The organism is Streptomyces sp. NPDC042346, from assembly GCF_055581845.1.
Map to the genome: position 1 here is coordinate 230,295 of NZ_JBVJEH010000005.1, position 12,944 is coordinate 243,238.

11 protein-coding genes and 1 pseudogene are annotated in these 12,944 nt (G+C 72.8%); 2 read left to right on the forward strand and 10 right to left on the reverse strand.

The features are described from left to right. The first annotated feature begins 42 nt into the window (after window positions 1-42). Window positions 43-1,617, forward strand: a complete 1,575-nt coding sequence (locus tag ACZ6K0_RS22555) for an amidohydrolase (protein WP_469229905.1) — start codon at window positions 43-45, stop codon at window positions 1,615-1,617. Here ACZ6K0_RS22555 and ACZ6K0_RS22560 read toward each other — a convergent pair. From ACZ6K0_RS22560 to ACZ6K0_RS22580, 5 genes are all read right to left on the reverse strand, one after another. Continuing rightward, a complete protein-coding gene (locus ACZ6K0_RS22560; RefSeq protein WP_469229907.1) occupies window positions 1,614-2,522 on the reverse strand; it encodes an adenosine kinase in 909 nt (302 codons plus the stop codon). The two genes, ACZ6K0_RS22555 and ACZ6K0_RS22560, sit on opposite strands and share 4 nt — an antisense overlap. Window positions 2,523-2,591: 69 nt before the next feature. After that, a complete protein-coding gene (locus tag ACZ6K0_RS22565; RefSeq protein WP_469230615.1) occupies window positions 2,592-3,452 on the reverse strand; it encodes an amidohydrolase family protein in 861 nt (286 codons plus the stop codon). 32 nt (window positions 3,453-3,484) lie between these two features. After that, window positions 3,485-4,369 (reverse strand): 3-hydroxyacyl-CoA dehydrogenase NAD-binding domain-containing protein, encoded by an 885-nt coding sequence (locus tag ACZ6K0_RS22570; RefSeq protein ID WP_469229909.1) that lies wholly within the window; start codon window positions 4,367-4,369, stop codon window positions 3,485-3,487. After that, complete coding sequence (locus tag ACZ6K0_RS22575; protein WP_469229911.1) at window positions 4,366-6,342, reverse strand: acetoacetate--CoA ligase; 1,977 nt, start codon at window positions 6,340-6,342, stop codon at window positions 4,366-4,368. The genes ACZ6K0_RS22570 and ACZ6K0_RS22575 overlap by 4 nt, the downstream gene beginning before the upstream one ends. Continuing rightward, complete coding sequence (locus ACZ6K0_RS22580; RefSeq protein ID WP_376403569.1) at window positions 6,339-7,103, reverse strand: crotonase/enoyl-CoA hydratase family protein; 765 nt, start codon at window positions 7,101-7,103, stop codon at window positions 6,339-6,341. Before ACZ6K0_RS22580 ends, ACZ6K0_RS22575 begins: the two co-directional genes overlap by 4 nt. 93 nt (window positions 7,104-7,196) lie before the next feature. Between ACZ6K0_RS22580 and ACZ6K0_RS22585 the strand changes: the two genes are divergently transcribed. After that, a complete protein-coding gene (locus ACZ6K0_RS22585) occupies window positions 7,197-7,646 on the forward strand; it encodes a MarR family winged helix-turn-helix transcriptional regulator (RefSeq protein WP_376403567.1) in 450 nt (149 codons plus the stop codon). A 13-nt stretch (window positions 7,647-7,659) separates the two neighbouring features. On the opposite strand, the pseudogene ACZ6K0_RS22590 reads toward ACZ6K0_RS22585, so the two are convergent. The 5 genes and pseudogenes from ACZ6K0_RS22590 to ACZ6K0_RS22610 form a co-directional block, all read right to left on the reverse strand. Next, window positions 7,660-7,870, reverse strand: a pseudogene (locus ACZ6K0_RS22590) (eCIS core domain-containing protein); the annotation flags it as partial. 204 nt (window positions 7,871-8,074) lie between these two features. Beyond that, window positions 8,075-8,521, reverse strand: coding sequence for a nitroreductase family deazaflavin-dependent oxidoreductase (locus ACZ6K0_RS22595; protein ID WP_469229914.1), 447 nt, complete (start codon window positions 8,519-8,521; stop codon window positions 8,075-8,077). Between the two features lie 100 nt (window positions 8,522-8,621). Further along, window positions 8,622-9,557, reverse strand: coding sequence for a LysR family transcriptional regulator (locus ACZ6K0_RS22600; RefSeq protein ID WP_469229916.1), 936 nt, complete (start codon window positions 9,555-9,557; stop codon window positions 8,622-8,624). A gap of 67 nt (window positions 9,558-9,624) precedes the next feature. Continuing rightward, complete coding sequence (fdhD, locus tag ACZ6K0_RS22605) at window positions 9,625-10,461, reverse strand: formate dehydrogenase accessory sulfurtransferase FdhD (protein ID WP_469229918.1); 837 nt, start codon at window positions 10,459-10,461, stop codon at window positions 9,625-9,627. Next, the gene (locus ACZ6K0_RS22610; protein WP_469229920.1) at window positions 10,449-12,767 is read right to left on the reverse strand and encodes an FdhF/YdeP family oxidoreductase; all 2,319 of its coding nucleotides are present in this window, start codon (window positions 12,765-12,767) and stop codon (window positions 10,449-10,451) included. Before ACZ6K0_RS22610 ends, fdhD begins: the two co-directional genes overlap by 13 nt. Between the last annotated feature and the right edge of the window lie 177 nt (window positions 12,768-12,944).

Sequence of the window (12,944 nt, forward strand, 5' to 3'; positions counted from 1 at the left end):
GCTGCCGCCGCCGAAGACGACGACGAACCGGACGGATCGCCCATGCTCTGTACGAGGCTGACGAACGCGCACATCCTCACGATGGACCCGGACCACCCCGTCGCCCATGACCTCGGGATCTGGCGCGGCCGGATCGTCGGCCTCGACGAGGCCGTGACCTCGCTGCCCGCCCGCGAGGTCGTCGACCTCCAAGGCGCCACCGTGCTGCCCGGCTTCATCGACAGCCACGTGCACCTCGCGTGGACCGGGCTGAAGGCGAACACCCCGAGCATCGCTCCGTGCGAGCGCGTCGAGGACGTGCTCGCCGTCGTCCAGGAGGCCGCCGCACGCAAGGCGCCCGGCGCCTGGGTGGACATCGCCGGATACGACCAGCGGGCGCTCGGCCGCCACCTCACCGCCGCCGAACTCGACCGGGTCGCCCACGGGCGCAAGCTCTTCGTCCTGCACGACTCCGGACACGCGTGCGTGGTCAACAGCGCCGTCCTGGACCTCCTCCCGGCCGACGTGCCGCACCAGGACGGCTTCCTCGTCGAGAGCGCCATGGCCGCCGTACGCCGCCTCCGGCTGCCGTACTCCCAGGAGGAGCTGGCCGACGCCATCGAGCTCGCGGGCCGCGCCTGCCTCGCCGAGGGGATCACCGCCGTGGCCGAGGCGGGCATCGGCGGCGGCCTCCTCGGCCACAGCCCGGTCGAGCTCGGCGCGTACCAACTCCTGCGCGACCAGGGGAGGTTGCCCCTGCGGGTCCAGCTCATGGCCGCGGGCGACACCCTGCGACCGCGCGACGCGCACCGCGACGACGGCATCCCCCGCGCCCTCGACCTGGGCCTGCGCACGGGCTTCGGCGACGACTGGCTGTCTCTCGGCGCGCTCAAGATCTACACGGACGGCGGGATGATGGCCCGTACGGCCGCCCTCACCGCCCCGTACGAGGGGATGTCCCACACCGGGCAGCTCCAGGACGACCCCGAGCGGCTCGCGCAGCTGATCATGGACGGCCATCTCGCGGGCTGGCAGCTCGCCGTCCACGCCATCGGGGACCGCGCCGCCGACCTCGCCCTCGACGCCCTGGAGCGCGCCCAGGAGCTGCGGCCCCGCCCCGACGCCAGGCACCGGATCGAGCACGCCGGACTGATCCGCCCCGACCAGCTCCCGCGCCTCGGGCGCCTCGGCGCCGGCGCCGTCGTCCAGCCCAACTTCCTGCGGTCCTTCGGCGACGACTACGCGGAGATCATGGGGGAGTCGCGGGCGCCGTGGATGTACCGGGGCCGGGGATTCCTCGACCACGGCGTCACCCTCGTCGGCAGCTCGGACCGGCCGGTCACGGACGGCTCGCCGCTGCGGGCCGTCCAGTTCATGGTGGAGCGCGCCTCCCTCTCCGGCCGGCGGATCGGCCCGGACGAGGCCGTCACCGTCGACGAGGCCCTGCACGCCTACACCGTCGCCGGCGCGTACGCCTGCCGCTGGGACGACACGGCCGGCAGTCTGAGCCCCGGCAAGCGCGCGGACCTCGTGGTTCTCGGAGACGACCCGCGCCGCGTGGATCCGTCCCGGATCGGGGACATCGAGATCGTGGCGACGTACGTGGACGGCCACCGCGCCCAGGACGGGAAGGCCTAAGGCGCCGTTTCGCCGGCCTCGCGGAGGAGCCCCGCGCGGTCGATGGCGTCGCAGTCGGTCGCCGGTACGGTGCAGGCGTAGGCGCCGGCCACCGCGCCGTACAGCGCGCACCGGGCCGGGGCCTCGCCCGTCAGCCGGCCGAAGAGGAAACCGGCGGCGAAGGCGTCGCCCGCGCCGTTGGAGTCGACCACCGGGGCGCGCGGAGTGACGGCCGGGACGTGGACGAGACCGTCCGCGGTCAGCAGGTACGCGCCCGCGGCCCCGGCAGTGGCGACCACGACCTCGGCACGGCCCCGCTCCAGGATCCGGCGCATGGTCTTCTCCGTGTCCGCCAGGGCCGTGGCGGACACGAAGACGACGTCGGAGCCGTAGGCGAACGGCTCGTGATACGGGTTCTCGCCGTCCCAGTCGTGCAGGTCCGTCGAGATCGTCAGGCCCGCCTCGCGCAGCTGGGGCAGGGCGAAGGCGCACGGGTAGGTGATCGAGACGTGCGCGTGCCGGCTCCGCGCGGCCAGGGAGCGGACCAGCTCCTCGGGCAGCCGGTCCGACTCCCGGGAGCGGCTGTCGTCGTAGAGCGAGAGCCGCCGGCCGTCGGGGCCGACGAGGTTGACGGCCCGCTTCGTCCCCCCGGTCAGGGGCACTTCGGTCAAGCCGATGCCCCGGTCGCGGTGGAACGCGCGGACGAGGTCCCCCTGGGCGTCGTCGCCGACCATGTCGAGGTGGTGCGTCCGCAGGCCCAGGGCGCTCAGCCCCAGCGCGACGAAGTCGCCGGTCTGCCCGGCCCGGGTCTCGATGCCCGGCCGGATCATGTAGCTGTCGGCGTACGGCAGGGGGAGCTCGGGGACGTACACGATCGTGTCGACGCCCGCCCCTCCCAGGACGAGGACGTCGTACTCGCCGGCCATCGTGGTTCCTCTCGTCGTACTGCCCTGTGCAATATCTTGCTGAGTGTTGCAGCAAGATATTGCACAAGGCTAGAGGCCGAGAAGACGTACGGCGTTCTCCTTGAGGATCAGCGGCCGGACCTCCGGCTTGATGTCGAGGGTGTCGAAGTCGGCCAGCCAGCGGTCCGGCGTCACGACCGGGAAGTCCGAGCCGAACAGCACCTTGTGCCGGAGGAAGGAGCCGGCCGCCCTGACGAGCTGCGGCGGGAAGTACTTCGGCGACCAGCCCGACAGATCGATGTGGACGTTGGCCTTGTGCGTGGCGATGGAGATCGCCTCGTCCTGCCACGGCACCGACGGGTGCGCCAGGACGATCGTCAGACCGGGGAAGTCGGCCGCGACGTCGTCCAGGAGCATCGGATTCGAGTAGCGCAGCTTGATGCCGCGCCCGCCGGGCAGGCCCGCGCCGATCCCGGTCTGCCCCGTGTGGAACAGCGCGGGGACGCCCAGCTCCTGGATCGCCTCGTAGAGCGGGTAGTGCTCCCGCTCGTTCGGCGCGAACGCCTGGAGGCTCGGGTGGAACTTGAAGCCGCGGACGCCGTGGTCGAGGACGAGCGCCCGGGCCCGGTCGACGGCGTCGGGCCGGTGCGGGTCGACCGATCCGAACGGGATGAGGACGTCGGGGTGTTCGGCCGCGGCCGCGGCGATCTCCTCGCTGGACAGGGCCGGGTGGCCGAGTCCCGTGGTGGCGTCCACCGTGAAGATCACGGCGGCCGTCCGGCGCTCGCGGTAGTACGCCGCGAGGCGCTCGACGGTCGGGGTGCGGTCCTGGCCGGACTTGAAGTAGGCGGCCGAGGCGTCCATCAGCTCGGCGTCGAGCGCGAGATGGCCATGGGCGTCCTGCTCCACATGGACGTGGAAGTCGATCGCGGTCAGCTCGTCGGGGTTCATCGACGGGTTCATCGGCAGGCTCATCGGGGTGCTCACAGGTGGTCGGTCCGGTTCTTGGCGTCGAGGAGAAGGGCGAGGAGCGCGTCGCGCTCGGCGACGACATCGGCCTCGGAGGTCCCGGCCAGCTCTTCGGCGACGCCTCGGGTGATCGCGCGCGTCAGCTCGGGCGTGAGGCGCGGCGCGCCGAGGTCCGCCCACCACTCCTCCATGGGCGGGCCGAGATGCTCCAGTACGTGCGCGATGCCGCCCGCGCCGCCCGAGAGGTGCTGGTTGAGGAACGGCCCGAGCAGGGCCCAGCGCAGACCGGGCCCGTGGGCGATGGCCGTGTCGATGTCGGCGACGCTCGCCGCGCCCCGGCCGACGAGGGAGTACGCCTCGCGCCACAGCGCCGCCTGGAGCCGGTTCGCGACATGCCCGGGCAGCTCCTGGCGCAGCCTGATCGGCCGCCGGCCGAGGCCGCGGTAGAACGCCATGGCCTCCTCCACGGCGGCCTCGCCCGTCCGTTCCCCCGGCACGACCTCGACCAGCGGGATGAGGTGCGGCGGGTTGAACGGATGCCCGACGAGGACCCGTTCGGGGTGGGCCGCGCAGGCCCGCTGGATCCGGGACGGCAGCAGCCCGGAGGAGCTGCTCGCCAGGACCGTCTCCGGCGGGGCGGCGGCGTCGAGGACGGCGAAGACCTCGTCCTTCAGCTCCGGCCGCTCGGGGCCGTTCTCCTGGACGAAGCCGGCGTCCGCGACGGCCCCGGCGAGGTCCGTGGTGAACGTCAGCCGGGTCTGGTCGGAGGTGACGGCCGCCCGGAGTCGGTCCTCCGCGCCGGGCGCCGGGTCGGTGGCGACGACCTCGTGCCCGTACTCCAGGAAGAGGGTGGTCCAGGAGGCCCCGATGACGCCGGTTCCGACGACGGCGATCCTCATGACGCGCGCCCGTCGTTCGGCGCGCCGGCGCGCTTGGCGGCGTACGCGACGAAGGTGTCGAGCGAGCGGGGGTCGGCGAGGACGTCGGTGCTCGCGACGGACTCGGGGGCCGCGCCGAGGAGGATCCGCTTCACCGGCACCTCCAGCTTCTTGCCGGTCCGGTTGCGCGGGACGGCGGGCACCCGCTCGATGACGTCGGGGACGTGCCGGGGCGAGAGCGCCGACCGCAGGGCCCGGGCGATCCTCGTACGGAGGGCGTCGTCGAGCTCGACGGGGCCCGCGACGAAGAGCAGCAGTTCGCCGTTGCCGCCCTCGGGGTCCTCGATGTGGACGACGAGGCTGTCGTCGATCTCGGGCAGGTCCTCGACGACGGCGTAGAACTCCGCGGTGCCGAGCCGGACCCCGCCCCGGTTGAGCGTGGCGTCGGAGCGTCCGGCGACGACGCAGTGGCCCTCGGGCGCGAACCGCACCCAGTCGCCGTGCCGCCACACCCCCGGGAACTCCTCGAAGTAGGCGGCCCGGTAGCGGGAGCCGTCGGTGTCGCCCCAGAACCCGACGGGCATCGACGGCATCGGCTCGGTGATCACCAGCTCGCCCAGCTCCCCGACGACCGGCTTGCCCTCGGCGTCGTAGGCGTACGCGGCGACCCCGAGGCACGGGCCGGAGATCTCCCCGGCGCGCACCGTCTGGAGCGGGCTGCCCTGGAGGATGCCGGTGCACACGTCGGTGCCGCCGCAGCCGACGTTCAGGAGGACCCGGTCGCCGAACTGCTCGGCCACCCAGTGGAAGCCTTCGGCGGCGAGCGGGCTGCCCGCCGCGCCGAGCTGCCGCAGCCGCGACAGGTCGAACTCCTCGGCGGGCCGCACCCCGGCCTTGCGGCAGGCCATCAGATAGCCGGGGCTGACGCCCATGAGCGTCGCCCCCGTCTCGGCGGCGATCCGCCACTGCTCCCGCAGCTCCGGATGGACCGGATTGCCGTCGATCATGACGATCGAGGCGCGCACGAGCAGCGCGGAGACCAGGGTGTTCCACAGCATCCAGGCGGTGGTGCTGAACCAGAGCATCCGGTCGCCGGGCTTCAGGTCCCAGCTCAGCGCGTTGTTCTTCAGGTGCTCCAGGAGGATCCCGCCGTGGCGGTGGACGATCGCCTTGGGGATGCCGGTGGTGCCGGAGGAGAACAGCACGAACAGCGGATGGTCGAACGGCACGGGCTCGAAGGACACGGGCCCGGGGGCCGGCTCCGCGAGCAGCTCCGCCCAGCCCAGCGCGTCGGGCAGTGCGTTCGGGCCGTACGGGACGTGGACGATCCGCTCCACGGTGGGGAGCCCGGCGGCGATCTCCGCGACCTCGGTGCGGCGGTCGACGTCCCGCTCGCCGTAGCGGTAGCCGGCGACGGTGAGCAGCACCTTCGGTTCGAGCTGGGCGAAGCGGTCGACGACGCTGCGCGGCCCGAACTCCGGTGCGCAGGCCGCCCAGACCGCCCCGATGCTCGCCGTGGCGAGGAAGGCGACCAGCGTCTCCGGGATGTTCGGCAGGTACGCGACGACCCGGTCGCCCTTGCCGACGCCGAGGCGGAGCAGCCCGGCGCGGGCCCGGGCGACCCGGTCGCGGAGCTCGCCGAAGGTCAGCTCCATCGGCGCCCGGGTCTGGGAGTGGGCGACGACCGCGACGGCGTCGAGATCTTCCTCCCGGCCGAGGGCGTGCTCGGCGTAGTTGAGGGTCGCGCCGGGGAACCACTCGGTGTCCGGCATGGACCTGCGGCCCAGGACGGCGGTGGGCGGGGTGTGCGGGCGGACGTCGAAGAACTCCCAGACCGAGGACCAGAAGCCCTCCAGATCGGTGACGGACCACTGCCACAGGCCGGCGTAGTCCGGGAAGTACAGGCCCCGCTCGGACTCCAGCCAGCGGAGGTAGCGGCCGATCTCCGACTCGTCCCTGACCCGGGGGCCGGGGGTGCTGAGGATCTCGCTCATCGGGTGACCTTTCCGGCGCGGCCGTCGAGGAAGGCCCGCATCCTCGCCTGGGCGTCGTCGCTGCCGGCGGCGACGGCCGCCATGAGGGATTCGAGCAGGAGGCCGCCGGCGGGCGATGCCTCGGCGATGCGGGGGAGTGCCTGGAGGACGGCGAAGTTGGTCAGCGGCGCGTTGGCCGCGATCCGCTCCGCGAGCTCCAGGGCCTTGGCGCGCGCCCCGCCCTCGGGGGTCAGATAGTGCGAGAGGCCGACGGCCTGGCCCTCGGCGGCGTCGAGGACGCGGCCGGTGAGCATCATGTCCGCCATCCGGTGCGCGCCGATCAGCCGCGGGATCCGGACGGAGCCGCCACCGCCGACGAACAGTCCGCGCTGCCCCTCCGGCAGCGCGTAGAACGTGGACGGCTCGGCCACGCGCAGGTGCGCGGCGGCCGCCAGTTCCAGACCGCCGCCGATGACCGCGCCCTTCAGCGCGGCGACCACGGGGACCCGGCCGCCCTCGATCGTGTCGAAGACGCGGTGCCACATGAGCGAGTGCTCCAGCGCCTCCTCGGTGGACCGCTCGGTCAGCTCGCCGAGGTCGAGCCCGGCCGAGAAGTGGTCGCCCTCGGCGTCCAGGACGACGGCCCGGACGTCGGGGCCCGGCTTCCGGAAGAACGCCTCGACGGCCAGCACCGTGGCGTCGTCGAGGGCGTTGCGCTTGGCCGGCCGGCAGAGCGTCAGGACCGCCACTCCGTCATGGCGGTCGATCGACAGCGTGCTCAAGAAGGACTCCTCAATCATCAGGAATCCTGAGTATCGGAGGACGTGCCGCCGTCGGGCAAGGGGGTTGCGCTAGGATTTTCGACAGGATTCCTGATGATGGAGGGAGGGGGAGCGAAGGTGACGGACACCACGCCGCCGTCTCTGCTGTACTCGGTGAAACAGGTCGAGCTGGCCACCCGGGCCCGGCTCGACGAGCTGCTCAGGCCCTCGGGCGTCACCGCCCTCCAGTACACGGCGCTGACCGTGCTCGAACGCCGGGACGGCATGTCCTCGGCGGAGCTCGCCCGCAACTCCTTCGTCACGCCCCAGTCGATGTCCGACCTGGTCGGCGCCCTGGAGCGGCGCGGCCTCATCGCCCGGTCCCCGGACCCGGCGAGCCGGCGGCGCCACGTCATCAGCCTCACCGACGAGGGCCGCGCCCTGCTCGCCCTCCACGCAACGGCCGTCCAGCACCTGGAGGACGAGATGCTCGCGGGCTTCACGGCCCGCGAGCGCACCGCCTTCCGCGACTTCCTCAACCGCGCCCGCGCGGCGCTCGGCTGACGCTGGGCGTCGCGCGGGTCCGACGGGTCGCCGACCTTCAGGCCGTCGCCGTTGTCCGTCCCCGCGACGGGGCCCTGCCGCTGCTGGATGACGTGGGTCAGCTCGTGGGCGAGGGTGTGCCGGTCCGAGCCGCCGTCGCCGATCACGACATGGCTGCCGCTGGTGTAGGCGCGGGCGCCGACCTCAGCGGCCGAGGCCCTGGCGGCGCTGTCGTCGTGGATGCGCCGCTCTGGAGGGCGAGCAGCCCCGCGGGGGTTCCGTCGCGGAGAGCCGGGGGGCGGGCGAGCCCGCGGTCGGCCGGTACGGCGTCGGGGCCTCGGGTCTGTTCGTTGGCGTGCATCGGGTCCTCTCGCGGGCGGCGCGGTGGGACGCGCCGGACTACGGAAGTCCGGCGCGTACGCGCCTCATGACACGCGAGCAGGAACCCCCTACGGCTCCTGGACGACGGGCTCGACGACGAAGACCGGGATCTCGCGGTCCGTCTTCCGCTGGTAGTCCGCGTAGTCGGCGAAGGCCTCGACGGCCCGCTCCCACCACGCCTGCCGCTCCTCGCCCGTGACGATCCGGGCCCTCATGTCCCAGGTCCGCTGGCCGTCACGCAGCTCGACCAGGGGTGTGGCGACGAGGTTGTGGTACCAGACGGGGTGCTTCACCGCCCCGCCGTTCGACGCCACCAGCGCGTACGCGCCGTCGTGCTCCACGCGCATCAGCGGCGTCTTGCGGAGCTTGCCGCTCCGCGCGCCGACGTTCGTCACCAGGACCACGGGCAGGCCGCGCATCGTGGTGCCCTCCGTGCCGCCGGACGACTCGTACATCTCGACCTGGTCACGTACCCACGCGTTTGTGCTGGGCTCGTACTCGCCTTCGAGGGGCATGGTCGTCCTTTCGTCTGGATCTTCGTCCGCGGCCGGCATCCGGACACACCGGTTCCGCCCGCCCCACGACGCTAACCGATGCCCCGCCGCCCGCGCCCTTCTAGAGGGGGTGCGGCGCGGGGTCTCCCGGCAGCCGCTCCAGGGCCGCCGCGACATCCGTGTGGCGGGCGACCTCCGTGAGCGCCCGGGCCATGACCGAGCCCGGGTCCCGGGCGACGGTCACCAGACCGACCGGCACCGTGCGCGTGGGCTCGACCAGCGGCACCGCCCGCATCCCGTGCGGCACACCGAACACGTGCAGCCAGGTGTGCGGCACGACGCTCGCCCACCGGCCCGTGCGGACATGGGCGAAGAGCGCCGCCACCGAATCGGTCTCGACCCGCGGCGAGGGCCGCACCCCGACCTCCGTGAACACCTCGTCGAGCACCTGGCGCCCCTGCATGGCCCGGGTCAGCAGGCACAGCGGCAGCCGCGAGGCCTCCGCCCAGGTCGCCGTCGTCCGGTGGACCAGGCTGTCGGCGGCGTCCGTCAGGAGCACGTACCGCTCCTCGTACAGCGGGACCGACCGGAAGCCCTCGGCGAGATCCTTGTGGAGGTACGTGATTCCGGCGTCGATCTCGAAGCTCCGCAGCTGCCGCAGCACCTCCTCCGACGCCAGGTCCGCTATCACCTCCACCGTGACCAGCGGATGCGCCAGGCAGAACGGCGCCGTCAGCTGGGCGACCGCCCCGGACGCGGTCGGCACCGCGCCGATCCGGATCCGGCCGCCGAGCCCGCTGCGCAACGCGCCGACCTCGCTCGTGAGGGCGTCGCGGTCGGCGAGGATCCGCCGCGCCCACACCACGATCCGCTCGCCCTCGGGCGTGAGGCCCTCGTACGTACGGCCGCGCAGGACCAGCGGGACGCCCAGCTCCCCCTCCAGCTTCCGGACGGCCTCGGAGAGCGCGGGCTGGGAGACGTGGCAGGCCTGGGCGGCACGGGCGAAGTGACGCTCCCTGGACAGGGCCACCAGGTATTCGAGTTGACGGAACAGCACCTCACGGGTCTACCCGACCGCCCCGCGGAACGCCAATCGGCATCACCGACCGGCGCAACCGACCCGCTCAGGCCGTGGATACGGACCCGAGGCGCCCGGCCCCGCTGTACACGTTCATCGACGTGCCCCGCAGGAACCCGACCAGGGTCAGCCCGCTCTCCTCGGCCAGGTCCACGGCAAGCGACGACGGCGCCGACACGGCGGCGAGCAGCGGGATTCCGGCCATGGCCGCCTTCTGCACGAGCTCGAACGAGGCCCGGCCGCTCACCATCAGCACCGTCTCCCGCAACGGCAGCAGCCCCGACCGCAGGGCGTGCCCGACGACCTTGTCCACGGCGTTGTGCCGTCCGACGTCCTCCCGCAGGCACAACAGCTCCCCGTCGGCCGAGAACAGCCCGGCCGCGTGCAGCCCGCCGGTGCTGTCGAACACCCGCTGGGCGGCGCGCAGCCGGTCCGGGAGCGCCGCGAGCACCTCAGGGCCGATCCGCAGCGGGTCGTCCGCCACGGACCACGCCGCCGAGGTCCGCACCGCGTCCAGGCTCGCCTTCCCGCACAGCCCGCACGAGGACGTGGTGGAGAAGTTCCGCTCCAGGGAGGCGTCGGGCGCGGCCACGCCCCGGGCCAGGACCACGTCCACCACGTTGTACGTGTTGCCGCCGTCGGCCGTGGCGCCCGCGCAGTACCGGATCCCGGCGATGTCACCGGCGGCGTGCACCACGCCCTCGCTCACCAGGAACCCGGCCGCGAGGTCGAAGTCGTCGCCCGGCGTGCGCATCGTCACGGTCAGCGCCCGCCCGCCGATCCGGATCTCCATCGGCTCCTCGGCGGCCAGCGTGTCCGGGCGGTACGCACCCTCGCCGTCCCGTACGCGCAGCACCCGACGGCGTACGGTCACGCGCCCCACGGCCCGCTCACCTCCCCGGAGCGCGCCGCCGCGGGCTCAAGACGGATCAGCACGCCCTTGGACGTGGGGCAGTTGCTGATGTCGGCGACGCTGTCCAGCGGCACCAGGACGTTCGTCTCGGGGTAGTAGGCCGCCGCCGAGCCACGGCTCGCCGGGTACGCGACGACCCGGAAGCCCTCCGCGCGGCGCTCCCGCCCGTCGTGCCAGACGCTCACCAGATCCACCGTGTCGCGGTCGGCGAGGCCGAGGCCGGCCAGGTCGGCCGGGTTGACGAGGACGACCCGGCGCGCGTCGTGGATGCCCCGGTAGCGGTCGTTCGGCGCGTACCACACGGTGTTCCACTGGTCGTGCGAGCGCAGCGTCTGGAGCAGGAGGTGGCCCTCGGGGACGTGCGGCATCGTGAACGCGTTCCGGGTGAAGACCGCCTTGCCGCTCGGGGTGGGGAAGACCCGCGCGTTCACCGGGTTGGGCAGCGTGAAGCCGCCGGGCACGGCCGCCCGGGCGTCGAAGTCCTCGAAGCCCGGCACGACTCGGGAGATCCGGTCCCGGATCGTGCCGTAGTCGGCTTCGAACTCCTCCCAGGGGACGGACGGTTCGTCGCCCAGGGTCAGCCGGGCGAGCCGGCTGACGATCGCGACCTCGCTGAGGAGGTGAGGGGAGGCGGGCGGCAGCTTCCCCCGGGAGGCGTGGACGTCGCTCATGGAGTCCTCGACGGTCACGAACTGCTCGCCGCCCGCCTGGACGTCCCGGTCGCTGCGGCCCAGGGTGGGCAGGATGAGGGCCGTGTCGCCGCAGACGGTGTGGGAGCGGTTGAGCTTGGTGGAGACGTGGGCCGTGAGCCGGCACTTCCGCATCGCCTCCTCGGTGACCGCGCTGTCGGGCGTGGCCCGGACGAAGTTCCCGGCGACGCCGAGGAAGAGCCTGGCCCGGCCCTCGTGCATGGCCCGGATGCCGTTCACCGCGTCGAGCCCGTGCCGGGTGGGCGGTGTGAAGCCGAACTCCCGGCCCAGGGCGTCGAGGAACTCCTGCGGCATGCGTTCCCACACGCCCATCGTCCGGTCGCCCTGGACGTTGCTGTGGCCGCGCACCGGGCACACACCGGCGCCGGGCCGGCCGATGTTGCCGCGCGCGAGGAGGAAGTTGACGACCTCCCGGATGGTGGGCACGCCGTGCTTGTGCTGGGTGAGCCCCATCGCCCAGCACACGATGATCCGCTCGCTGCGCAGGACCCGCTCGTGCACCTCCTCGATCTCCTCGCGGGACAGCCCGGTCGCCCGCAGGACGTTCTCCCAGGAGGTGTCCCGCGTGTGCTCGGCGAACGCGTCGAAGCCGGTGGTGTGGTCCCGTATGAAGTCGTGGTCGAGCACGGTGCCCGGCGCGGCGTCCTCGGCCTCCAGGAGCAGGAGGTTGAGCGCCTGGAAGAGCGCGAGGTCGCCGCCCGCGCGGATGTGCAGGAACTGATCGGCGATCGGCGTGCCCCGGCCGATGATCCCGCGGGCCTTCTGCGGGTGCTTGAAGCGCAGGAGACCGGCCTCGGGCAGCGTGTTCACGGCGACGACCCGGCCGCCGTTGCGCTTGGTCTCCTCCAGGGCGGAGAGCATGCGCGGGTGGTTGGTGCCCGGGTTCTGGCCCACGACGAAGACCAGGTCGGCGTGGTGGATGTCGTCGAGCGACACACTGCCCTTGCCGATGCCGAGCGTCTCCGACATCGCGGACCCGCTCGACTCGTGGCACATGTTGGAGCAGTCCGGCAGATTGTTCGTGCCGTAGGCGCGGGCGAAGAGCTGGAGGAGGAACGCGGCCTCGTTGCTCAGCCGGCCGGAGACGTAGAAGAGGGCCTCGTCGGGGGAGTCGAGCGCCTGGAGTTCCCGGGCGAGCAGCCCGAGCGCCTCGTCCCAGTCGATCGGTTCGTAGTGCGACGCGCCCGGGCGCTTCACCATGGGCTCGGTCAGCCGGCCCTGCTGGTTGAGCCAGTAGTCGGACTTCCGGTCCAGCTCGGCGATCGAGTGCTCGCGGAAGAACTCCCGGGTGACGCGGCGCGAGGTGGCCTCGTCGTTGATGTGCTTCGCGCCGTTCTCGCAGTACTCGTTCCTGTGCCGCTCGCCCGGCGCGGGCTCGGGCCAGGCGCAGCCCGGACAGTCGATGCCCTTCGGCTGGTTGATGTTCAGCAGGGTCAGCGCGGTGCGGCGCGGGGACGTCTGCCCCAGGGAGTACTCCAGGGCGTGCGTCACCGCGGGCAGGCCCGTCGCCCACGTCTTGGGTGCGGTGACCTTCAGATCGTCGCTCGGGTCCTCGATGTCACTCACGTTCCGCTCCGCCTCTTTCCGAATTTCCGGCTCGCACTGCGGAGGAAGCTTCACGGGATTTCCCGGGGAAAGTCAAAGAGGTGTTTCCGATGAGGTGACAGGCGCGGCCTATCGATGTGTCGCACGGCTGTGTACAGGGGTTCTGTGGTCGGATAGGCGCCGCCGATGACGTCATCG

Bases quoted from the DNA above. Each gene is read 5' to 3' on its own strand.
- ACZ6K0_RS22570 (WP_469229909.1), bottom strand. From the start codon at position 4,369: ATGAGGATCGCCGTCGTCGGAACCGGCGTCATCGGGGCCTCCTGGACC.
- ACZ6K0_RS22585 (WP_376403567.1), top strand. From the start codon at position 7,197: ATGATGGAGGGAGGGGGAGCGAAGGTGACGGACACCACGCCGCCGTCT.
- ACZ6K0_RS22575 (WP_469229911.1), bottom strand. From the start codon at position 6,342: ATGAGCGAGATCCTCAGCACCCCCGGCCCCCGGGTCAGGGACGAGTCG.
- ACZ6K0_RS22565 (WP_469230615.1), bottom strand. From the start codon at position 3,452: ATGAACCCCGACGAGCTGACCGCGATCGACTTCCACGTCCATGTGGAG.
- ACZ6K0_RS22555 (WP_469229905.1), top strand. From the start codon at position 43: ATGCTCTGTACGAGGCTGACGAACGCGCACATCCTCACGATGGACCCG.
- ACZ6K0_RS22560 (WP_469229907.1), bottom strand. From the start codon at position 2,522: ATGGCCGGCGAGTACGACGTCCTCGTCCTGGGAGGGGCGGGCGTCGAC.
- ACZ6K0_RS22595 (WP_469229914.1), bottom strand. From the start codon at position 8,521: ATGCCCCTCGAAGGCGAGTACGAGCCCAGCACAAACGCGTGGGTACGT.